The following is a 19,316-nucleotide window of genomic DNA, read 5'->3' on the forward strand; positions in this document are numbered from 1 at the left end:
TCGCACTCACCCCATCATGACCAGTGAAATCCAGCGTCACTGGCCCAGAATGCTGATATCATCTGGCCACTTTTCTTGCCAGGAGGCACGAGCATGGGCAGGGTGATCCAAATGCGCAGCAAACCCGCCTCGCTGCTGTGCCTGGGCCTGCTCCTGTGGCTGGGCAGCAGCGTTGCGCTGGCGGGCAACCAGCCCTGTTCCGGGCGCAAGGGCGGCATCGCCCGCTGCGATGGCGAGTTGTTCCTGTGCCGCGACGGCTCCATCAGCGCCTCGAAGAAGAACTGCGCGCTGAGGTTCGGCGAACCTGCGCCCAGCTCCCGGGCGCAACCGTTGCTGCGCGACGCCGAGGGTTGCAGTTGCGGCTCCGGCAGCTTCTGCACCGGGCCCAGGGGCGGGGTCTACTGCCTGACGCCCAGTGGCAATAAAAGCTACAAGCGGCGCTAGCCAAGCCGGCGCCGGATCCTTCCATTCCAGACGATCGACGATGAACAAGACCTCCCGTTTCAAACCCCTGGGCCGGTTGCTGCTGGTGAGCCTGGTGCTCAACAGCCTGAGCCAGATCCTGCTGGCATTACCCGCGGCCATCGCCCTGGTCGGCGCCGTGCCGCATCATGCCTTGAGCCTGCTGGTGACCACGGGCGTCAAGATCCTCCTGCTGACGCCGCTGACTGCCGTCATCCCGGGCCTCTTGATGCTCTTCGGCCTGCGCTTTGGCGCCTGGGCCTGCCTGCCGATGTGCATCCTGCTGATGCTCCTGGGGCCTTGGCCTGGAACCAGCATCGGCCAGTTCCTGCTGGGTTACTGGATCATCGCCTGGCTGGGCCGCTTTGCCTGGCTCAAGGGGCGCGACCTGTACTACTACGCCCGCGCCAAGTCCTGATTCGTCCCGGTTGACCAAGCCGCTGCCAGCGTGTGCTGGGGGCGGCTTTTTTGTTTCGGCGCCTCGCTTGAGTCTTCAAGGTTTGATGAGCGTGGAAATGGAGTTGAAATTACCCGCCATCCGCTAGCCAGTTGGCAACTTTCGGTGAGCGAGGGCTTTCGGGTATTCAAATAAACTTAATGAACGGTGAGTGTAACTTTACAGTACGCGCTCCTGTGCGCTGGGTAGACATTGCTTTGATACTGTTTTTTCATCGTGGGTGTTATTCAAGCCTGTTGTTTTTCAGTGAAGAGTGATCCGGAAGATGGCAATTAAGATGCTATCAAGATAACCATCAGATAACATTTTAATAACATCGTCCTTGATTTTTTCAGTGGTTTTTATCGTTTGCCGTCTCTGGTGGTTGACCGTTTTGGCCAGGTTGAGCTGGGTCAAAGGCTTCTGCTGGCATCGTATAAAGGGCTGGGCCGGTGATGGATAGTTGACTTATCCCTATGCTTTAAAAGCGAATTGCCCAAGTGTTGTTCGCGTTGGGGCGAAGTTGTGCATTGTGGGCTTTGCGGGGGATGACGAGTATTGGACGGGCGGCGCCCATTCGATAATAAAATTCATGGGTACACTATCGTTTATTCGAAATAAGGCGTGTAGAGTTTTCGGGTGGACACTCCGGCTATCCATGTATCGTGGCTGGTGTTTTCGTCATTCTTGAGTCGAGGTCTTTACATGTGTCAGCCACTGCGCATGCGGCTTGTTTGTGGGCGAAACATAATAAAAAACTTGTTGGGCAACAATAAGGTTGCGTATTGACGGTCACTGCATAAAGAGGATCAAGGAGATGAATGGAGTGCTTCTACAGGCCATATCCCTGGGGGCGTTCCTGGGCCTGGTGTCGTTGCCTGCGCTGGCGGGAACCCTGGTCGGCCAGGTCGGTGTACGAATGGTCATCGGCGCCGGCTGTACCATCATCAACGGCAGTATCAATGGCGGCGTCAACCAGTGGGGCACGCTCGATTTCGGCAGTCACGCCGATCTCACCAACGTGGTCGATGCCCAGACCGTGGGGGCCAACGGCAACATCCAGATCAAGTGCAGTACCGGCCTGACCCCGAGGTTGACCGTGGATGCCGGGCTGTATGCCAGCGGCGCCCAGCGCTTCATGCGCAGTACCACGACCGCCGCGAGCACCATCGCCTACGCCCTCTACTCGGACAGCGCCCGCAGTTCACCGATCCAGGTGAACATGCCGGTGAATATCGTTACCAGCGGCGCGGCCATCGACATCCCGCTCTATGGCCGCGTGGCTCCCACCGGACAGAGCACCACCACCCCAGCGGCAGGCACCTACACCGACACCTTGCTGGTCACCGTCGCCTGGTAGGGCGCATCCACCGGGTCGCCAACGGGACCTGAGGGTCCAAGGAGGAGCGATGAACCTGAACCCTGTTCATCTTGCAGCCGTGTCCTGCCTGATTGGCTGGAGCCCGACCCAGGCCCAGGTCGCCACCATTACCCTGAAGGCCACGCTGCTCCCGGCCTGTGAGGCGGGCACGGTCGACAGCGGCGGTGCGATCGGCTTCGGTACCCTGGATTTCGGCCAGTACGCTTCGCTGGACAACACCATCAGCGTGACGGGGCAACAAGGGGCCGGCTCGATCCGGGTCAAGTGCGTGACTGGCCAGTCCTATTCCATCCGGCTCGATGGCGGCCTTCACGGCACGGTTGCCCGGCGCAGGATGGCCAATGCGGCCAACGCCTCCAGCACCCTGATCTACAACCTGTACTCCGACCGGCCTGGAGGCACCGTCTGGGACGATGTGGTGGGCGTCAACGCCGTCGGCAACGGCAGTGACCAGTGGTACCCCATTCATGGCGTGGTGCCTGCGCAACCAACGCCTGGCGCGGGGACCTATCGCGACACCGTCAACGTGACCATCGGCTGGTGACGCGATGTCCAGCCGCTGTCTGGCGCTGCTCGGGTGGCCGGCCTTGTTGGCCTCCCTGGCCGTATGGGGCGATCCGTCGCCGGTCAGCCGCGCCTTCCGGGTCCAGGCCATGGTCACCAACGGCTGTGCCTTCGGCACCCGCCTGAGCAACAACACCTACGACCTGGGGTTACTGGATTTCGGCACGCTGGGCAGCCTGGCCAGGCCGGTGGACATCGCCAGTGCCGCGGGAGCTGGCTCCATCGTGCTGACCTGTACCCCGGGCATGACGGTCTCGGTGGCCCTGGACAATGGGCTCAATGCCAGCGGCGGCCAGCGCTACTTGAAACACATCAGCGCCAGCCAGAGGCTCGCCTATCAGTTGTACCAGGACCCGGCCTATTCCCGGGTCTGGGGCAGCGGGGCGCAGGCCCGGACCATCGTCGATTTCCCGCCCGGCACCCAGGTCTACCAGGTCTATGCCCGGCTCCTGGCCGCGGCCCGCATGCCGCCCGCCGGCAGCTACCACGACACCGTCACCGTCACCCTGGCGTTCTGAACCGTCCTGGAGGAAAACCCATGCCCCGTTGCCCATTGGTGTCGAGCCCCGGTCATTGGCTGTTGGCCGGGTTGTTGCTCCTGTGCGGCCAGGTTCAGGCCGCCGGTGCGGTGCTCATCTGGCCGGTCAACCCGGCCATCGAGGCCGATCAGGGGGCCACCGCCTTGTGGCTGGAAAATCGCGCCAGCCAGCCGGTGACCTTGCAGGTGCGGGTGCTGGCCTGGACCCAGGAGCAGTTCGAGGACGTCTACCGCAGCCAGCAGGTGGTGATTCCCAGTCCGCCTTTCGCCACGGTCGAGGCCGGGCGCCGGCAATTGATCCGGCTGATTCGCCTGGGCGCCGCGCCCAACGTGTCGGAGCAGGCCTACCGGGTGCTGATCGATGAAGTCCCCGACGGCTCCGGACCGGCGAGCAAGCAAGCTGGCCTGGCCTTGCAGTTCCAGATGCGCTACTCGATACCGCTGTTCATCAGTGCCGCAGGGATCTGGACCCAGCCACGGGCCGACCTGGACCGCGATCCCGCCAGCGCCACCCGGCCGCAGCTGGCCTGGCGCCTGGTGGAGGAGGGCGGCCAGCGTTACTTGCAGGTGCGCAATGACGGGGCGGTGCATGCACGGCTCAGCCGCGTGCGCTGGGAGGGCGCGGGGCGCAGCCTGCCGCTGTTGGATGGCTTGCTCGGCTACGTGCTGCCCGGCCAGCAGATGCGGTGGTTGCTGCCGCCGGGATTGGCCCCGGGCAAAGGCATGAACCTGATGTTGCAACTGTCCGATAACGACGCGGCCGTCCGCGTTCCTGGTTACTGAGGTTGGCCAGCGTGGTTGCCCCGGTCGGTGTGCAGGCTTGCCGTCACCACTGGCTGTCCGTCGGGCTGGCGCTGCTGTCTTGCGCACAAGCGGCGCAGGGGGCGACGGGCCTGCCCCCTGCGCCACGGGCCCTGGCCGACCCGGGAACGGTCCGCTACTACCTCGAACTGGTCATCAATGGTCGCAACAGTGGGCAGGTGGTGGCCGTCAACGCCAGGGATGGGCGCTACCTGCTCGACGCCGCGCTGTTGCGCGAGGCGGGCGTGCGGTTGCCTGACAACCCCGTCGGGACGATCGTGCTGGATGATTTGACGGATGTGCAGGTGGACTACGATAGCGCCAGCCAGCAGTTGCGCCTGCAGGTGCCGACCGATTGGCTGCCCCGGCAGCGGATCGAAGACCCGGGACTGCTGGCGCACATTCCGGCGAGCAGCAGCCTGGGGGCGCTGTTCAACTACGACCTGTATTACTCGGCGCCCGCCAACAACGCCACGCCCTATCTGTCGGCGTTGCTGGAGCAACGCGCCTTCGATGGTTTCGCCACCCTTTCCAATACCGGGGTCTATAACCACTACTTCGGCGGGGCCGACAACCCCGGCAACCGTTACCTGCGCTATGACACCTACTGGCGCTACAACGACGAGCAGGCCCTGCGCAGTTACCAGTTGGGCGACTACATCAATGGCGCTCTGAACTGGACGAACCCGGTGCGCATGGGCGGCTTGCGATTCTCGCGCAATTTCGAGGTACGCCCCGACCTTGTCACCTATCCGCTGCTCAGGTACGACGGCCAGGCCGCGGTGCCCAGTACCGTCGACCTGTTCATCAACGGCTACAAGGCCAGCAGCAGTGACCTGCAGCCCGGTCCCTTCGCCATCAGCAACGTGCCGTATATCAGCGGTGCGGGGGAGGCGACGATCGTGACCACCGATGCCCAGGGCCGGCAGGTGTCGACCAGCCTGCCGTTCTATGTCTCCAATACCTTGCTGGCTCGCGGCTTGAGCGATTTCGACCTGTCCCTGGGGCGCTTGCGCGAGGACTATGGACGGCGCAGCTTGGCCTACGGCGATACCGCCGCCAGTGGCATCTACCGTTATGGCCTCAACGATCAGCTGACGCTTGCCGGGCATGCCGAGGCAGCAGGTGAACTGCAATTGCTCGGGGTCGGCAGCGACATCGCCCTGGCCACCTTCGGTACCCTCAGCCTGGCGACCAGCGCCAGCGCCAGCGCTGGCCAGGGCGACAGCGGCCAGCAATACCTGCTCGGGTATTCCTACTATTCGCGGCGCATCGGTGTGAACCTGCAGCATATCCAGCGCAGCGACGGCTACCACGACCTCAGCTCCCTGGGCGGTTATCGCTTGAGCCGGCGTGCCGATCAGGTCAGCGCCAGCCTGAGCCTTGACGGGCAGGGCAGCATCGGCACCGGGTACTTCGATATCCAGGCACGCGATGGCAACCGCACGCGGCTGCTCAACCTGTCGTATAGCCGTTCACTCGGCAACCGCAGCAGCGTCTACCTGACGCTGAACAAGGACCTCGCCGACAGTGGCTACAGCGTGCTTTTACAGTGGGTACTGCCCTTCGAGGTCCATGGGCTGCTGAATGTCGGCATGACCCGTGACAGTCAGGGGCGCTACAGCGAACGCGTGGTCTGGAGCCGGGCCGCGCCCAGCGAGGGCGGGTTTGGCTGGAACCTCGGACAGGGGGGCGGTGCCAGTCGCTACCAGCAGGCGGACCTGACCTGGCGTACGCAGAACGTGCAGCTGCGAGCCGGGCTCTATGGCCAGGCTGGCAACCACACGCGCTGGGCCGACGCCAGTGGCTCGCTGGTATGGATGGATCGCGCGCTGTTCGCCAGCAACCGGATCAACGATGCCTTCGTGCTGGTCAGCACCGGTGGGTACGCCCAGGTGCCGATCCGCTATGAGAACCAGCGGGTGGGCCAATCGGATGAAAACGGTCACTTGCTGGTGCCCTGGGTCGCGGCCTACCACCCGGCGAAGTTCCAGGTCGACTCCCTGGGCCTGCCGGCCAACGTCCGGGTACCGGATGTCGAGCAGCGGGTGTCGGTGCGCCAGGGCAGCGGGGCCTTGCTGGATTTCCCGATGCGCACCGTGGTTGCCGCCAGCATCAGCCTGGTGGATGAGCAAGGTTCGCCGCTGCCGCTGGGGAGTCGGGCCGAGCACCTGGCCAGCGGGCAGCAGGCCATCGTCGGTTGGGATGGCCAGGTGTATTTCGAAGACCTGCAGGCCGACAACCAGCTGCGAGTGCGGCTTGGCGATGGTGGCCTGTGCCAGGCCAGTTTCCGGCTGGACATCCACAAACCCAGCGTCAGCCAGATCGGTCCGTTGCCTTGCCGGGCAGTCAGTGGAGATAACCCATGAACCGATATTCCTCATGCGCCGGCCTCTGTGGCCTGCTGGCCCTGTGTGCCAGTCCGTCGCTGTTCGCGGCCTGCACCACCAGTTCCAGTCGTGGCGACTTCGGCAGCTTGAGCTCCTTTACTGTAGCCAGCACGCCCCAGGCCATTACCTCGACCTCGGGTTTCAAGTGCACCGGCAGCCTGCTGTCGATACTGAGCACCAACACCATCGAAGCCACCATTGCCAGCACCACCCATGCACAGGGCTCCAGCCCTCGGCTGTACAACGCCCGTGGCAATGCCTACCTGCCTTACGTCATTTGCAGCGACAGCAGTTGCGGCACCATCTACAACGTCGGCTCTACGGTCCGTTGGAGCAAGACCACGTTCCTCGGCATTCTCGGGCTGTTCAACGGCCCTGATGGCAGCTTGCCGCTCTACCTGCGCACCGCCACCCGGATGAACCTGCCGGCCGGAACCTACAGCGACACCATTCTCCTGGGCTGGCGTTGGTACCTGTGTGCCGCGGGCGCCCTGGGGGTCTGTATCTACGACGAGGGCAGTGCCACCAGCAGCATCAACGTGACGCTGACGGTGCTCAAGGACTGCTTCATCGACAGCGCCCCGGATGTCAGCTTCGGCAGCGCCGCGCTGGTTTCTGCCTTCACGGCGGTGAACCAGAGCATCGGCGTGCGTTGCACCTTGAACGCCTCCTATAGCCTGGGCCTGGACAACGGCAATCATTTCAGCGCTGGTTGGCGGCGGATGCTCAGCGGCGCCAATGCCATCGAGTACAACCTCTACAAGCCCGGCGACTCGACGGTCTGGACCACGCTCAATACCCAGCGCGGAGTCGGCAGTGGCGTATCGCAGAGCGTGCCTTACCGGGCCATCGTCAACCCTGCCCAGGGCAACGTCCCGGCCGGCAGCTACAGCGATACCGTGCGCGTCATCCTGACCTACTGACCACCCAGGCAGGCGCTGGAGGGTGGCTGCTCTGGCGCTGGCGGTGGCCCGAGACGTCGGGACACTGGCGGCATTTTCATGACGTCGCGCGGGCATTTGCTTGGCCCAAGTCAATACTCGTGTCCGACAAACCGACTAGATTGGCCCGCGCCTGGTTCTGGCAGAGCCTCCGGAACCGTGACGTTGCCACGTCCTCGCACCGGGACCCGGGCGGCAGGATGCCGGCAACCGCCTTTCACTTCTTCACGGATGAACCGCAATGCGTCAGATAGACCGCAACTTCGACATTCAGCCGCTGCAGCATGCGGACATGACCATTAGCCTCAATGGCCAGCCGGTCACCGCCGCGCTGGGCGAGACCGTCCTCAGCGTGATCCAGGCCACCGGCCTGCGCCAGGTGGCCCGCAACGACCATGGGCAATTGGTGGGTGCCTACTGTGGCATGGGCGTGTGTCATTGCTGCCTGGTGCAGATCGATGGCCGGCACAAGCGCCGGGCCTGCCAGACCCTGGTCAAGCCAGGCATGCAGGTGCAGACCCTGGTCAACCGCATCAACGAAACGGAGCCCAGCCTATGAGCCAGAATCCGCTAATCGTCGGTGGTGGCCCGGCGGGCATGGCAGCGGCCATCGAGTTGGCCGAGCACGGCGTGCACAGCACCCTGATCGAAGAGGCTTCGCGCCTGGGCGGGGTGGTCTATCGCGGGCCATTGCGCGATGGCGTGCAACTGGATTACCTGGGACCGCGCTACAGCGAGATGCTGGCCAAGCTGCACGGCGACTTCGGCGACCATGAACAGATGATCGACGTGCGCCTCAACAGCCGGGTGATCGGCGCCGAAGGCAGCCATAGCCTGATGCTGCTCGATGGCGAGGAACAGGTGCAGGAAGTGCACTACGGGCAACTGGTGCTGGCCGCCGGCTGCCACGAGCGCAGCGTGCCGTTCCCCGGCTGGACCCTGCCCGGGGTCAAGCTGCTCGGTGGCCTGCAATTGCAGATCAAGAGCGGGGTGGTCAAGCCCCAGAGCCCGGTGGTGATCGCCGGCACCGGTCCGCTGCTGCCCCTGGTGGCCTGCCAGCTGCATGCCGCGGGCGTGCGGGTGGCCGGAGTCTACGAGGCCAGCGCCCTGGGCAAGATCGCCAAGCAGAGCCTGGCCCTGCTCAACAAGCCGCAGTTGTTCCTCGATGGCTTGAGCATGCTGGCCTACCTGAAGCTGCACGGCATCGCCCTGCGCTATGGCTGGGGCGTGGTCGAGGCCCAGGGCCAGGACGCCCTCAGCGTAGTGACCGTGGCCCCGTATTCCAGCGACTGGCAGCCGGACATGTCCCAGGCCCAGCGCATCGCCGCCCAGACCCTGGCCATCGGCTACGGCTTCATTCCGCGCACCCAGCTCAGCCAGCAGATGGGCCTGGAGCACAGCTTCAGCGACGACGGCTACCTGCGGGCCAACGCCAACGTCTGGCAGCAGAGCAGCGAGCCGCACATCCACCTGGCCGGCGACATGGGCGGCATCCGCGGGGGTGAAGCGGCGATGCTCAGTGGCCGTATCGCGGCGTTGTCGATCCTGATGCAGCGCGATGTGTTGAGCAACGAGGCGGCCCTGCGCCGGCGCCAGGGCTACGAGCGCAAGCTGGCCTCGATCCTGCGTTTTCGCGGTGCGGTGGACCGCTACACCGCGCGTGGTGTCGGACAGATAGAACTGCCCAAGGGCGACACCGTGATCTGCCGTTGCGAGCACACCACCCGCAACGATATCGAACGCGCCCTGGCCCAGGGCGTCGAGGACATGGCCAGCCTGAAGATGCGCACCCGGGTGAGCATGGGCGACTGCCAGGGACGGATGTGCGTGGGCTATTGCAGCGACCGCCTGCGCCAGGCCACCGGGCGCAAGGATGTGGGCTGGATTCGCCCGCGCTTCCCGCTGGACCCGATTCCATTCTCCGCCTTTGCGCCGGCCGACCAGGAGGTCTCCCAGCATGACTAAGCACTATGACGTGGTAATCGCCGGTGGCGGCGTGATCGGGGCGTCCTGCGCCTATCAGCTGTCCAAGCGCAAGGGCCTGAAGGTGGCCTTGATCGACTCCAAGCGCCCGGGCAATGCCAGCCGCGCCTCGGCCGGCGGCCTGTGGGCCATCGGCGAATCGGTGGGCCTGGGTTGCGGGGTGATCTTCTTCCGCATGATGTCGGCCAATCGCAAGCGCGAGGCCCAGGGCTCGGCGGTGGTGGTGGACTCCAGCACCCCGCACATCCTGCCGCAATCGTTCTTTGACTTCGCCCTGCAGTCCAACGAGCTGTACCCGCGCCTGCACCGCGAGCTGATCGGCTTGCATGGCATGGACTTCAAGTTCGAGCACACCGGGCTCAAGTTCGTCATCTACGACGATGAAGACCGGCTGTACGCCGAGCATATCGTCGGCTGCATCCCGCACCTCTCGGAGCAGGTGCGCTGGCTCGACCAGGCGGCCCTGCGCGCCTCCGAGCCGAGCATCAGCCATGAAGCCCAGGGCGCCCTGGAGTTCCTCTGCGACCACCAGGTCAACCCGTTCCGCCTCACCGACGCCTACACCGAGGGCGCCCGGCAGAATGGCGTCGACGTGTTCTTCAACACCAACGTCACCGGTGTCTTGCACCAGGGCAACCGGGTCACTGGCGTACAGACCGCCGAGGCCGGGGTATTCCATTGCTCGACCCTGATCAACGCCGCCGGCGCCTGGGCCGCCGAGCTGAGCCTGCAGGCCACGGGGATAGAGATCCCGGTCAAGCCGGTCAAGGGCCAGATCCTCCTGACCGAGCGCATGCCCAAGCTGCTCAACGGTTGCCTGACCACCAGTGACTGCTACATGGCGCAGAAGGACAACGGCGAGATCCTCATCGGCAGCACCACCGAGGATAAGGGCTTCGACGTGACCACCACCTATCCGGAAATCAACGGCCTGGTGCAGGGCGCGGTGCGTTGCATTCCCGAGCTGGCCCAGGTCAACCTCAAGCGCTGCTGGGCGGGGCTGCGTCCCGGCTCGCCGGATGAGTTGCCGATCCTCGGGCCGATGGACGGGATCCAGGGTTACCTCAACGCCTGCGGGCACTTCCGCACCGGCATCCTGACCTCGGCGATCACCGGGGTGTTGTTGGACAAGCTGGTGCACGACGAGGCGCTGCCGCTGGATATCACACCATTCCTGGCCCGTCGCTTCGCCCTGGAACCACAGAAGAAACTGGCGTAGCGCGCCTGGCCTGAACGCCAGCCAAGCCGGCCCGCCGGTGCCAGGTCTCGTCGAGCAGCAGGCTCGCGGACCTGGCGCCGGCGGGCCTTTTGGTTTCTAGCGCGCAGTCGTTGTCGCAGGGGGGGCGATTGCTGGAAGGTCCTGCGGACCTTGGCGCAGCTTCGCCGGCTCGGCAGCGGCTACAGAGGCTGCGCACGGTCGCGCAGCGGCCACAGGGGCACCGAGTTATTGGCGGTTCCAGGCCGCGGGGTTGACCAGGTTCGCCGGGCGTTCGCCGGCCAGGGCGGCGAGGATATTGTCCACCGCGCAGCGGGCCATGGCCTCGCGGGTTTCGAAGGTGGCCGAGCCGATATGCGGGGTGGCCACCACATTGGAGAGTTGCAGCAGCGGCGAGTGATGATCCAGCGGCTCTCGTTCGAACACGTCCAGCCCGGCGCCGCGAATACGCCGCTCCTGTAGCGCCTGGATCAACGCCGCCTCGTCCACCACCTTGCCCCGGGAAATATTGATGAAGATGCTTTCGGGGCGCATCAGGGCGAATTCCCGGGCGCCGATCAGGCCCTGGGTTTGCGGGGTCAGCGGCAGGGTCAGGCAGATGAAGTCGGCCTCTTGCAGCAGTTGCTCGAGGCTGCGGTAGCGGGCGCCGAAACGCTGCTCCACGGCCGGCTTGGGCTGGTGGCTGTGGTAGATCACCGGCATGCCGAAGCCGAAGTGCCCACGCTGGGCCAGGGCTTCGCCGATGCGGCCCATGCCGATGATGCCCAGGGTCTTGCCATGCACGTCGCTGCCGAAGTGCGCCGGGCCGATGCTGTGGTTCCACTGGCCGGCGCGGACCATCCCGGCCAGTTCCACCAGGCGCCGGGCGCTGGCCAGGATCAGCGCGAAGCCGGTGTCGGCGGTGGTCTGGGTAAGCACGTCCGGGGTGTTGCTGAGCAGGATGCCGCGCCGGGTCAGGTAGTCGATGTCGTAGTTGTCGACCCCCACCGAGACGCTGGCCACGGCTTCCAGCCGTGGCGCCCGATCCAGCAATGCCGCATCCAGGCGCAGGCTGGCGCCCAGCAGGCCATGGGCCTCGGGCAGGGCCTCGCGCAGTCGCTCCAGGCCGGCGCCGGCCAAGTCCTCCACCAGGGTCACGGTGAGTTGTTCCTGCAGGCGCGCCATCAGCGACGGCGAGAGTTTCTTGTACAGCAGCAGATGTTTTTTCATGGAAGTCTCTGTGGCGATTCAGGAATGGGCCAGGCGCCGGCGCAGCGCCAGGGGTTTGGCCTGCGGCGTGCTGGCGCCGGGCTTGAGCAACAGGGTGAGCAACACCGACAGCAGCAGCGCGCCGCTCATCAGCAGGTAGGAGGCTCCCGGCGAACCGGTGGCGCTGTTCAGGTAGCCCACCAGGTAGGAGCCGCCGAACGAACCCAGGGCGCCCATGCTGTTGATCAGCGCCATGGCGCCGCCGGCGACGTTGGCCGGCAGGATCTCCGGGACGATGGCGAAGAACGGCCCGTAGGGCGCGTACATGCAGGCCCCGGCGATCACCAGCAGGGCGTAGGACCACCAGAAATGCTCGGCCCCCAGCAGGTACGAGCCATAGAAGGCGAAGGCCGCCACCAGCAGCGGCGGCCAGACGAAGCGCTTGCGCTTCTGGGTCCGGTCCGAGCCCCAGGACACCCCGAGCATGGCGATCACCGCCGCCAGGTAGGGCAGGGCCGAGAGCCAGCCGGCCTCGACCATGTCCATTTGCGCGCCCTGCTTGAGGATCGATGGCAGCCAGAGGACGAAGCCATAGACGCCGATGCTCCAGCAGAAGAACTGCAAGGCCAGGATGATCACCTTGGGCGAGCGGAACGCCTCGGCGTAGTTCTTCACCGCCTTGATGCCTTGCTGCTCGGCGGCCAGGGCGCTCTCCAGGTCCTGTTTCTCCTGCTCGTCGAGCCACTGGGCCTGGCTCGGCCGATCATCGGCCAGGCGCCACCAGATGAAGGCCCAGAGCACCGCCGGCAGGCCTTCGATGATGAACATCCAGCGCCAGCTGAAATGCTCCACCAGGTAACCCGAGACCACCGACATCCACAGCATGGTCACCGGGTTGCCGAGGATCAGGAAGGTATTGGCCCGCGAGCGTTCGGCCCGGGTGAACCAGTGGCACAGGTAGACCAGCATCGCCGGCATCACGGCGGCCTCCACCACGCCGAGCAGGAAGCGGATGCCGATCAGCATGTAGGCATTGGCGACGATGCCGGTGAGGGTGGCCAGGGCGCCCCAGAGGATCAGGCTGACGAAGATCAGCTTCTTCACGCTGCGGCGCTGCGCGTAGATCGCCCCCGGCATCTGGAAGAAGAAGTAACCGAGGAAGAACAGTGCGCCCAGCAGAGATGACAGCCCGGGGGTGATGTTCAGGTCGGCGGCCATGCCCGAGGCGGCGGCGAAGCCGTAGTTGGCACGGTCCAGGTAGGCCAGGCTGTAGGTGATGAAGACGATGGGCATGATGTACCACCAACGGCGGGCGGCGAGTTTTAGCGTATCCATGGCAGTTCTCCTGAGCTTGTTGTTCTTGTCGCAACAGGTGGTTGTCGGGGTCTTGGCCTGTCGGCGGGGCCGGCGCTAGAGCGCGGTCGCCAGGCATGGCCGGTCGGTGGGCAGTTCGTGGCGATAGGGCAGGCCCTCCATGTCGCCGCGGCTCTGCACCGCGCGGCTGCCGCTCCAGTTGGCCCGCTGCACCGCCTCGACCATGCCGCAGCTTTCCAGCAGGGCGCTGACCAGGCCCACGGCGAAGGCATCGCCGGCACCCACGGTGTCCACGACCTGGGGCACCGGCACGGCGTCGACGAAGCCGGCATCCAGTTGGGTGCGGTAGTAGGCGCCATGGGCGCCGAGCTTGATCACCACCGCCTCGGCGCCCTGGTCCAGGTAGAAGGCGGCGATGTCCGCCGGATCCTCGTAGCCGCTCAGCAGCCGGCCTTCGCCCAGGCCCGGCAGCACCCAGTGGGCCAGGGCCGCCAGGCGGTTGATCTCGCGGATCATCAGCGCTTCGCTGGCCCACAGGCTTGGGCGCAGGTTGGGATCGAACGACACGCTGCGCCCGGCGGCGCGCTGGGTGCGCATCAGGTAGTGGGTCAGTTCCCGGGTCGCATCCGACAGCGCCGGGGGAATCCCGGTGGCATGCAGGTGCCGGGCGCGCAGCAGTGGTGGGGCGACGTCGCTGACGTTCAGGTGGCTGGCCGCCGAGCCGCGGCGGAAATACTCCACCTTGGGGTCATCGCCGTTGTCTTCCCGGGACTTGAGCTGGAAGCCGGTCGGGTGCAGTGGATCGCAACGCACGAAGCGGCAGTCCAGGCCCTCGGCCTTGAGGGTGTCGAGCACGAAGCGGCCCAGGGAATCGTTGCCGACCCGGCTCAGCCAGGCCACCTTGAAGCCCAGGCGCGACAGGCCGATGGCCACGTTGCTGTCGGCGCCGGCGATGCGCTTGTGGAAGTGCTCGACCTGGGCCAGGTCGCCGCTGTGTTCGGCGACGAACATGGCCATGGTCTCGCCGAAGGACAGGATATCGATCTCAGGCATGGGCGTTCTCCAGTCGCGACTGGCCCAGGCGGGCCAACAGCTCGACCTGGGTCGCGGTCACCCGCGCCAGGTCGTCGCCCTGCAAGGGGTATTCCACGGCCCGGGTAATACCTTGGGTCATGTGTCGCAGCAGTTGTTCCCACTGATGCAGTTCCGGGCTGCCGGGCGGTATCGCCACCAGCTTGCCGTCCACCCGCTGGCGCACCGCCTTGCAGTGCACGTAGCCCACATGCCGGCCCAGCACCCGCGCGGCGTTGAGCGCCGATTGCTCCTGCCATTGCCAGTTGCCGATATCGAAGGTCATGCGCAGCGGCAGGTTGAGGCTTTCCACGGCGCTGAAGAAGCGCTGGAACGGTTCGATGCGCCCGCCGTGGGCGGTCTGGTCGTTTTCCACCAGCAGTTGCAGCGGCTGGCGGAACAGCAGGCTGGCCAGGCAGCGCAGGTCGTGATGCTCATTGAAGTGGCCGAGGGACACCTTGAGCTGGCGGGCGCCGAACTCCCGGGCCCGCTGCAAGGTGGCGGACAGTTCCGGCGCCGGTTCGCTGCGCCCCGGCTGCCACAGCTCCAGGGGCGAGGAGTACACGCTGTCCAGCCCGTGTCCACGGGCGCTTTGGGCCAGCTCGGCGGGGTTCTCGCCGCTCAGCAGTTCTTCGCGCCACTCGATGCAGGACGCCCCGGCGGCGGCCACCAGGGGGATGAAGTACCCCTGGCCGTGCTGGCGCACCAGGTCCGCGCCGTAGCTGGACAGGCTGATGGAAACGGGTGATCTAGTCATGTTGCCTACCTCTGAAACCGGTTTCATTTTTGTTCGAGTCAATGCCGTGTTGCGGTCTATCTCTGTGCTTGCTGCATCTGGCCGCTGCGTGCCCATGCGCAGCCTGCGGCAGCGGCTACGCGTGATGCACCCAGGCTCGCACGGCCTTGCACCGCCTTACCCTCGGGCCTGGCAGGTCGAGCCGCGGACGATCAATTGCGCGGGGAAGTCCACCACCCGGGCCGGGCCACTATCGCCACGCAGGCGCTTGAGCAGGCATTCGAAGGCGCTGGCGCCGATGGCCGCCGTGGGTTGGGCCAGGGCGGTGATGCCGTTGCCCACCAGCGGGTACCAGTCCAGGTCGTCGAGGGCGATCAGTCCCAGCTTGCCGAACAGCGGCCGGCCGAGTTGACGCAAGGCGTTGCTGGCGGCCAGCGTGGCCACGCCGTTGGCGCAGAACAGCGCCTTGGGCCCGGGGCCGGGGGTATCGAGGAAGGTTTGCAGGCCGGCATCGAGCCCGGCACCGGTCTCCAGGACCTGGCCGCGCAAGCCCGGACGGCGAGTCAATTCGGCCTGGAAGCTGGCGCTGCGCTCCAGGCGCGAGCTGGTGCCGTCATGGGGCTCGCTGACCAGCAGCAGGTCGCGGTAGCCCTGTTGTTCCAGGTGCTCGATGGCCAGGTGCACCGCCGCCGGGTTGTCCAGGCCCACCAGGTCAGCCTGCAACTGCGCCAGCTTGCGATCCACCAGCACCATGGGCATTTCCTCCTGCAATTGCTGCAATTGCTGCAATTGGTCCAGGTGGTGGCCCAGGGTGTTCACGATCAGGCCTTCGATGTTATAGGCCCGCAGGTTGGCCAGGTGCCGAGCCTCTTGCTGGTCGTCGCGGTCGGTGTTGCACACCACCAGGCTATAGCCGTGCTGGCGGCAGGCGGTTTCCACGCCGTGCATCACGGCAATCGAATACGGGTTGCGGATATCGGCCACCAGCATGCCGATCAGGCGCGTGCGCCCGCGCTTCAGGCCACGGGCCATCTGGTTCGGGCGATAGCCCAGTTCGCTGATGGCTTGCTCGATGCGCAGGGCGATGGTGTCGGAAAGCAGGGCGCGGTCTTCGCCGATGAAGCGCGACACACTGGCCTTGGAGACCCCGGCGCGGTGGGCGACATCGAGCATGGTGACGCGGCTGCGCTGGGCGGCGGAAAACTGATTCACGGGCGCTGACCTTGTTCTTGGAATGATCGGTTCGCAGGATCCCGGGGACAGGCCCTGAAACCGGTTTCAGGAAACCGCAGAATCGGTTGCGCCGTCAAGTCTGTTGCAGGGGGAAAACAGCCCGCGTTCTTTGCCCAGCTGACCAGCGGTGGGCTGCGAGCCGCTGCCGGGCTAGCTGAACAGCCCGGCGGCGATATTGATGGAAAAGCCCAGGATCGCGGTGTTGAACAAAAAACCGATCAGCGACTGGGCGAGGACGATCCTGCGCAGCTCGCGGGTGGCTACGCCGACGTCCGAGGTCTGCACGGCCACGCCGATGGTGAAGGAGAAGTACAGGAAGTCCCAGTAGTCGGGATCCTTCAGGTTCTCGGCGAAGCGCAGGGCCGGTTCCGGACCGTCCCAGGTGTAGTAGAGGCGGGCATAGTGGACGCTGAAGATCACCCCCACCAGCAGCCAGGAGCCGATCACCGTCAGGCCGGTGAAACCGTAGTGCAGCAGCCGTCGGGTGGTGTCCAGGTCCTTGCTGCCCACCAGTTCCAGGGTGATGGCCACCAGGCTGGCGATGGCGGCGACGCAGACGATCAGCAGCACCAGCCCGGCGTTTTCGTCCTCGGCCTCGGCGATGCGCTTGACCTGGTCGGCCCGGGCCCGGACCGTGAGCCAGAACATCAGCGCCAGGTAGGTCCAGACCGCGACGTTCCAGCCGATGAGGATCTTGCCGGTCAGGGTCTGCGCTGGCACCAGCAGGCCGGCGGCGCAGCCGGCCAGGACACCGAAGGTCAGGCGGGGATGAGTACGGATCACGATGGACATGGCGGCTCGCCGTTGCAGGACAGGTGCTGAACCTTAGCACGGCAATTTTGCCGATTGCGCCTGGCGGCAGCTGCGCAGGGCTGTAGCCGCTGTCGAGCCCGCGAGGCTGCGACAGGGGCCGCAGGCCCCTCGGCGTTCGGCCAGGCAAGCGCAACTTGGTGTCAGGCGGGCTTGGCCATGATCGCGTTGAACAGCTCGGACTCCAGCCAGCCCTGCAACCAGGCTTGCAGCGCCGGGTAGGGCGCCTGGGCGAACCAGTCGCGGTCCACGTGGGCGAACTGACGGACGAAGGGCAGCAGGGCCGCGTCCGCCAGGCTCGGGTGTGCGGCCAGCAGGTAGCGTTGCTGGCGCAACAGGCCCTCCAGGCGCGCCAGGAACAGCTCGCCCTGGGCCCGGTAGTGCTCCATCGGCGCCTCGGGGTAACGCTCGGCGTACTTGTAGCGGTTGAGGTGGACCTTGAACACCTGGTCGTTCTCCTCGATCAGCCCCGCCATCCGCCCCCGGGCCTGGGGATCGTCCAGCAGGCGCCAGTCCCCGGGGTCATTGTGCTCCAGGGCCCAGAGCATGATCTGCAGGCTTTCATCGATCACCTGTTCACCGACACTGAGCACCGGCACCGTGCCCTTGGCCGACAGCGCCAGCATTTCGGGCGGCTTGGCCTTGAGGCTGACTTCGACTATCCGTGGCCTCACCCCGGCATAGCGCAGGGCCAGCCGGGCGCGCATGGCATAGGGGCAGCGACGGAACGAGTAGAGGATCGGTTCGGCCATGTTCATTTCACCTCCAGTTGGCTCAGGCCGTTGCCCTGGCGGCTGACCTGGATCTGCACCGCGATGCGCTCGTGCATCTCCTGCACGTGGGAGATCACCCCGACCTTGCGGCCCTGGGCCTGGAGACCGTCGAGGGCGTCCATGGCCAGTTGCAGCGAGTCGGGGTCGAGGCTGCCGAAGCCTTCGTCGATGAACAGCGACTCGATCTTCAGCGTACTGGAGGCCATGGACGCCAGCCCCAGGGCCAGCGCCAGGGACACCAGGAAGGTCTCGCCGCCGGACAGCGAATGCACCGAGCGCAATTCGTCGCCCATCTCGGTGTCCAGCACCAGCAGGCCGAGCATGCTACCGCCGCGCTTGAGGCGATAACGCCGCACCAGCTGGCGCAGTTGCGCGTTGGCGTGGTGCACCAGCAGGTCGAGGTTGTAGGCCTGGGCGATCTTGCGGAATTTGTCGCCCTCGGCCGAGCCGATCAGGGCACTGAGCCGGGCCCAGCGTTGCCATTGCTCGTAGGCCTGGGCGATGTCCTGGGCCAGGGCCTGGTTGGCCTCCTGGCGGCGTTGGTCTTCGCTCTGCCGGGCGCGCAGCTCGGCCACTTGCTGTTCGTCGGCCAGCACTTGTTGCGAAGTGGTTTCCAGGGCCTGGGCCAGCTCCTCGGCTTCCAGGTTGCCGTTGTGCTGGGCCTGGTGCTGCTCCAGGCGCTGCTGGCGCTCCTCGAGCAGTACCCGGGCCTGCTCGATGGCCTTGTCGTTGGCCTGCAGGCGCTCGCGCAGCGCTCGGACCTGGCTGTCGTCCAGTTCCAGCAGCCCATGCAGCCCGGCATCGTCGAGTTGCGGGTGCTGGGCGCGCCACTGCTCGATGCTGGCGGCCAGTTGCTGCTGTTCGGCTGCCAGGGCCTGGCAGCGCTCCTGGCCGGCCTTGAGCTCGGCGGCCAGCTGGATCAGCTGCTGTTGCAGTTCCTGCGCTTGCTGCTGGGCCGTGGCCTGGGCCATGCGGGCCTGCTCGACGCTCTGTTCCAGCTGCTGCTGCCAGTGCTCGGCGCTGTCGTGGGTTCCCAGCAACTCGGCCAACCGCTGCTGGCGCGCCTGTTGCTGGTGCTTGAGGGCCTCGGCCTGCTGCCGGGCCTCGTGCAATTGCTGTTGGCGGGTCTGCTGGCGGTCTTGTTCCTTGTCCAGGGCCAGCTGGCGCTGCTGCTGTTCCTGGGTTTCATCCTGCTGTTCGCGCAGTTGCTCGATGCGTTGCTGCACTTGCTGGTCCAGCTGCATGAAGCTCGCCGCCGGGTCGTGGCGCAGGCGGTCGAGCAGCTCGCCGGGCAGCCACTGGCTGAAGCCGCCAAGCTCTTCGTCCAGGCGCTGGCGATCGGCGTCCAGTTGCTCGCGCTGCTTCTCCAGTTGTAGGGCCGCCTGCTGGCTGGCATCGACGGCGGTTTGCAACTGGCCTTGCAGGCGCGCGGCATCCTTTTGCAGGGTCAGCAGGGCGTCCTGGCGCTGCTCGTCCTGG

The 19,316-nt window shown here is 65.8% G+C and carries 19 protein-coding genes; 11 read left to right on the forward strand and 8 right to left on the reverse strand.

Annotated features, from left to right (window positions below; translation table 11 throughout):
* Positions 1–93: 93 nt before the first annotated feature.
* The 11 genes from ACK6AU_RS20035 to hcnC all read left to right on the forward strand — a co-directional run bounded on the left by ACK6AU_RS20035 (position 94) and on the right by hcnC (position 10,715).
* On the forward strand, positions 94–444 hold the full coding sequence (locus ACK6AU_RS20035) for a hypothetical protein (RefSeq protein ID WP_409300918.1): 351 nt from the start codon (positions 94–96) through the stop codon (positions 442–444).
* A gap of 40 nt (positions 445–484) precedes the next feature.
* Positions 485–880 (forward strand): hypothetical protein, encoded by a 396-nt coding sequence (locus ACK6AU_RS20040; protein WP_409300920.1) that lies wholly within the window; start codon positions 485–487, stop codon positions 878–880.
* Positions 881–1,715: 835 nt separating this feature from the next.
* Positions 1,716–2,258: a spore coat U domain-containing protein gene (locus tag ACK6AU_RS20045; protein ID WP_185698653.1), complete on the forward strand. Its 543-nt coding sequence runs from the start codon at positions 1,716–1,718 to the stop codon at positions 2,256–2,258.
* 49 nt (positions 2,259–2,307) lie between these two features.
* On the forward strand, positions 2,308–2,823 hold the full coding sequence (locus ACK6AU_RS20050) for a spore coat U domain-containing protein (RefSeq protein WP_409300922.1): 516 nt from the start codon (positions 2,308–2,310) through the stop codon (positions 2,821–2,823).
* A 4-nt stretch (positions 2,824–2,827) separates the two neighbouring features.
* The gene (locus ACK6AU_RS20055) at positions 2,828–3,361 is read left to right on the forward strand and encodes a spore coat U domain-containing protein (RefSeq protein WP_409300924.1); all 534 of its coding nucleotides are present in this window, start codon (positions 2,828–2,830) and stop codon (positions 3,359–3,361) included.
* A 20-nt stretch (positions 3,362–3,381) separates the two neighbouring features.
* Positions 3,382–4,164, forward strand: coding sequence for a molecular chaperone (locus ACK6AU_RS20060; protein ID WP_409300926.1), 783 nt, complete (start codon positions 3,382–3,384; stop codon positions 4,162–4,164).
* Between the two features lie 11 nt (positions 4,165–4,175).
* On the forward strand, positions 4,176–6,551 hold the full coding sequence (locus ACK6AU_RS20065; RefSeq protein WP_409300928.1) for a fimbria/pilus outer membrane usher protein: 2,376 nt from the start codon (positions 4,176–4,178) through the stop codon (positions 6,549–6,551).
* Positions 6,548–7,495: a spore coat U domain-containing protein gene (locus ACK6AU_RS20070; RefSeq protein ID WP_409300930.1), complete on the forward strand. Its 948-nt coding sequence runs from the start codon at positions 6,548–6,550 to the stop codon at positions 7,493–7,495. Before ACK6AU_RS20065 ends, ACK6AU_RS20070 begins: the two co-directional genes overlap by 4 nt.
* Before the next feature lie 259 nt (positions 7,496–7,754).
* Complete coding sequence (gene hcnA, locus ACK6AU_RS20075; protein WP_185698659.1) at positions 7,755–8,072, forward strand: cyanide-forming glycine dehydrogenase subunit HcnA; 318 nt, start codon at positions 7,755–7,757, stop codon at positions 8,070–8,072.
* A complete protein-coding gene (gene hcnB, locus ACK6AU_RS20080; RefSeq protein WP_185698660.1) occupies positions 8,069–9,478 on the forward strand; it encodes a cyanide-forming glycine dehydrogenase subunit HcnB in 1,410 nt (469 codons plus the stop codon). Before hcnA ends, hcnB begins: the two co-directional genes overlap by 4 nt.
* A complete protein-coding gene (hcnC, locus tag ACK6AU_RS20085; RefSeq protein ID WP_409300933.1) occupies positions 9,471–10,715 on the forward strand; it encodes a cyanide-forming glycine dehydrogenase subunit HcnC in 1,245 nt (414 codons plus the stop codon). Before hcnB ends, hcnC begins: the two co-directional genes overlap by 8 nt.
* A 225-nt stretch (positions 10,716–10,940) precedes the next feature.
* Here the strand turns inward: hcnC and ACK6AU_RS20090 are convergent, their stop codons facing one another.
* From ACK6AU_RS20090 to ACK6AU_RS20125, 8 genes are all read right to left on the reverse strand, one after another.
* Positions 10,941–11,921, reverse strand: a complete 981-nt coding sequence (locus ACK6AU_RS20090) for a 2-hydroxyacid dehydrogenase (RefSeq protein WP_409300935.1) — start codon at positions 11,919–11,921, stop codon at positions 10,941–10,943.
* An 18-nt stretch (positions 11,922–11,939) separates the two neighbouring features.
* A complete protein-coding gene (locus ACK6AU_RS20095) occupies positions 11,940–13,235 on the reverse strand; it encodes an MFS transporter (RefSeq protein WP_409300937.1) in 1,296 nt (431 codons plus the stop codon).
* 75 nt (positions 13,236–13,310) lie between these two features.
* Entirely contained in the window at positions 13,311–14,267 is a 957-nt protein-coding gene (locus ACK6AU_RS20100) for a sugar kinase (RefSeq protein WP_185698664.1), read from the reverse strand.
* Positions 14,260–15,042, reverse strand: a complete 783-nt coding sequence (locus ACK6AU_RS20105) for a sugar phosphate isomerase/epimerase family protein (protein ID WP_409300939.1) — start codon at positions 15,040–15,042, stop codon at positions 14,260–14,262. Before ACK6AU_RS20105 ends, ACK6AU_RS20100 begins: the two co-directional genes overlap by 8 nt.
* 156 nt (positions 15,043–15,198) lie before the next feature.
* Positions 15,199–16,233 (reverse strand): LacI family DNA-binding transcriptional regulator, encoded by a 1,035-nt coding sequence (locus ACK6AU_RS20110; RefSeq protein ID WP_409300941.1) that lies wholly within the window; start codon positions 16,231–16,233, stop codon positions 15,199–15,201.
* Between the two features lie 171 nt (positions 16,234–16,404).
* Positions 16,405–17,046 carry a DUF1345 domain-containing protein gene (locus tag ACK6AU_RS20115; RefSeq protein ID WP_185698667.1) on the reverse strand — a complete coding sequence of 214 codons (642 nt, stop codon included), beginning with the start codon at positions 17,044–17,046 and terminating at the stop codon, positions 16,405–16,407.
* Between the two features lie 161 nt (positions 17,047–17,207).
* Complete coding sequence (locus tag ACK6AU_RS20120) at positions 17,208–17,816, reverse strand: glutathione S-transferase (protein WP_409300945.1); 609 nt, start codon at positions 17,814–17,816, stop codon at positions 17,208–17,210.
* Positions 17,817–17,818: 2 nt separating this feature from the next.
* Positions 17,819–19,316 (reverse strand): SbcC/MukB-like Walker B domain-containing protein (locus ACK6AU_RS20125; protein WP_409300943.1); only part of this gene is annotated, 1,498 nt, incomplete at its 5' end.

Origin of the sequence: Pseudomonas sp. KCJK8993, assembly GCF_046230915.1 — a bacterium.
Lineage (GTDB): Bacteria > Pseudomonadota > Gammaproteobacteria > Pseudomonadales > Pseudomonadaceae > Aquipseudomonas > Aquipseudomonas piscis.

What these genes read in the sequence shown, in the direction of transcription:
- ACK6AU_RS20035 (WP_409300918.1), top strand. Translation starts at nt 94, where the DNA reads ATGGGCAGGGTGATCCAAATGCGCAGCAAACCCGCCTCGCTGCTGTGC.
- ACK6AU_RS20040 (WP_409300920.1), top strand. Translation starts at nt 485, where the DNA reads ATGAACAAGACCTCCCGTTTCAAACCCCTGGGCCGGTTGCTGCTGGTG.
- ACK6AU_RS20045 (WP_185698653.1), top strand. Translation starts at nt 1,716, where the DNA reads ATGAATGGAGTGCTTCTACAGGCCATATCCCTGGGGGCGTTCCTGGGC.
- ACK6AU_RS20050 (WP_409300922.1), top strand. Translation starts at nt 2,308, where the DNA reads ATGAACCTGAACCCTGTTCATCTTGCAGCCGTGTCCTGCCTGATTGGC.
- ACK6AU_RS20055 (WP_409300924.1), top strand. Translation starts at nt 2,828, where the DNA reads ATGTCCAGCCGCTGTCTGGCGCTGCTCGGGTGGCCGGCCTTGTTGGCC.
- ACK6AU_RS20060 (WP_409300926.1), top strand. Translation starts at nt 3,382, where the DNA reads ATGCCCCGTTGCCCATTGGTGTCGAGCCCCGGTCATTGGCTGTTGGCC.
- ACK6AU_RS20070 (WP_409300930.1), top strand. Translation starts at nt 6,548, where the DNA reads ATGAACCGATATTCCTCATGCGCCGGCCTCTGTGGCCTGCTGGCCCTG.
- hcnA (WP_185698659.1), top strand. Translation starts at nt 7,755, where the DNA reads ATGCGTCAGATAGACCGCAACTTCGACATTCAGCCGCTGCAGCATGCG.
- hcnB (WP_185698660.1), top strand. Translation starts at nt 8,069, where the DNA reads ATGAGCCAGAATCCGCTAATCGTCGGTGGTGGCCCGGCGGGCATGGCA.
- hcnC (WP_409300933.1), top strand. Translation starts at nt 9,471, where the DNA reads ATGACTAAGCACTATGACGTGGTAATCGCCGGTGGCGGCGTGATCGGG.
- ACK6AU_RS20090 (WP_409300935.1), bottom strand. Translation starts at nt 11,921, where the DNA reads ATGAAAAAACATCTGCTGCTGTACAAGAAACTCTCGCCGTCGCTGATG.
- ACK6AU_RS20095 (WP_409300937.1), bottom strand. Translation starts at nt 13,235, where the DNA reads ATGGATACGCTAAAACTCGCCGCCCGCCGTTGGTGGTACATCATGCCC.
- ACK6AU_RS20100 (WP_185698664.1), bottom strand. Translation starts at nt 14,267, where the DNA reads ATGCCTGAGATCGATATCCTGTCCTTCGGCGAGACCATGGCCATGTTC.
- ACK6AU_RS20105 (WP_409300939.1), bottom strand. Translation starts at nt 15,042, where the DNA reads ATGACTAGATCACCCGTTTCCATCAGCCTGTCCAGCTACGGCGCGGAC.
- ACK6AU_RS20115 (WP_185698667.1), bottom strand. Translation starts at nt 17,046, where the DNA reads ATGTCCATCGTGATCCGTACTCATCCCCGCCTGACCTTCGGTGTCCTG.
- ACK6AU_RS20120 (WP_409300945.1), bottom strand. Translation starts at nt 17,816, where the DNA reads ATGGCCGAACCGATCCTCTACTCGTTCCGTCGCTGCCCCTATGCCATG.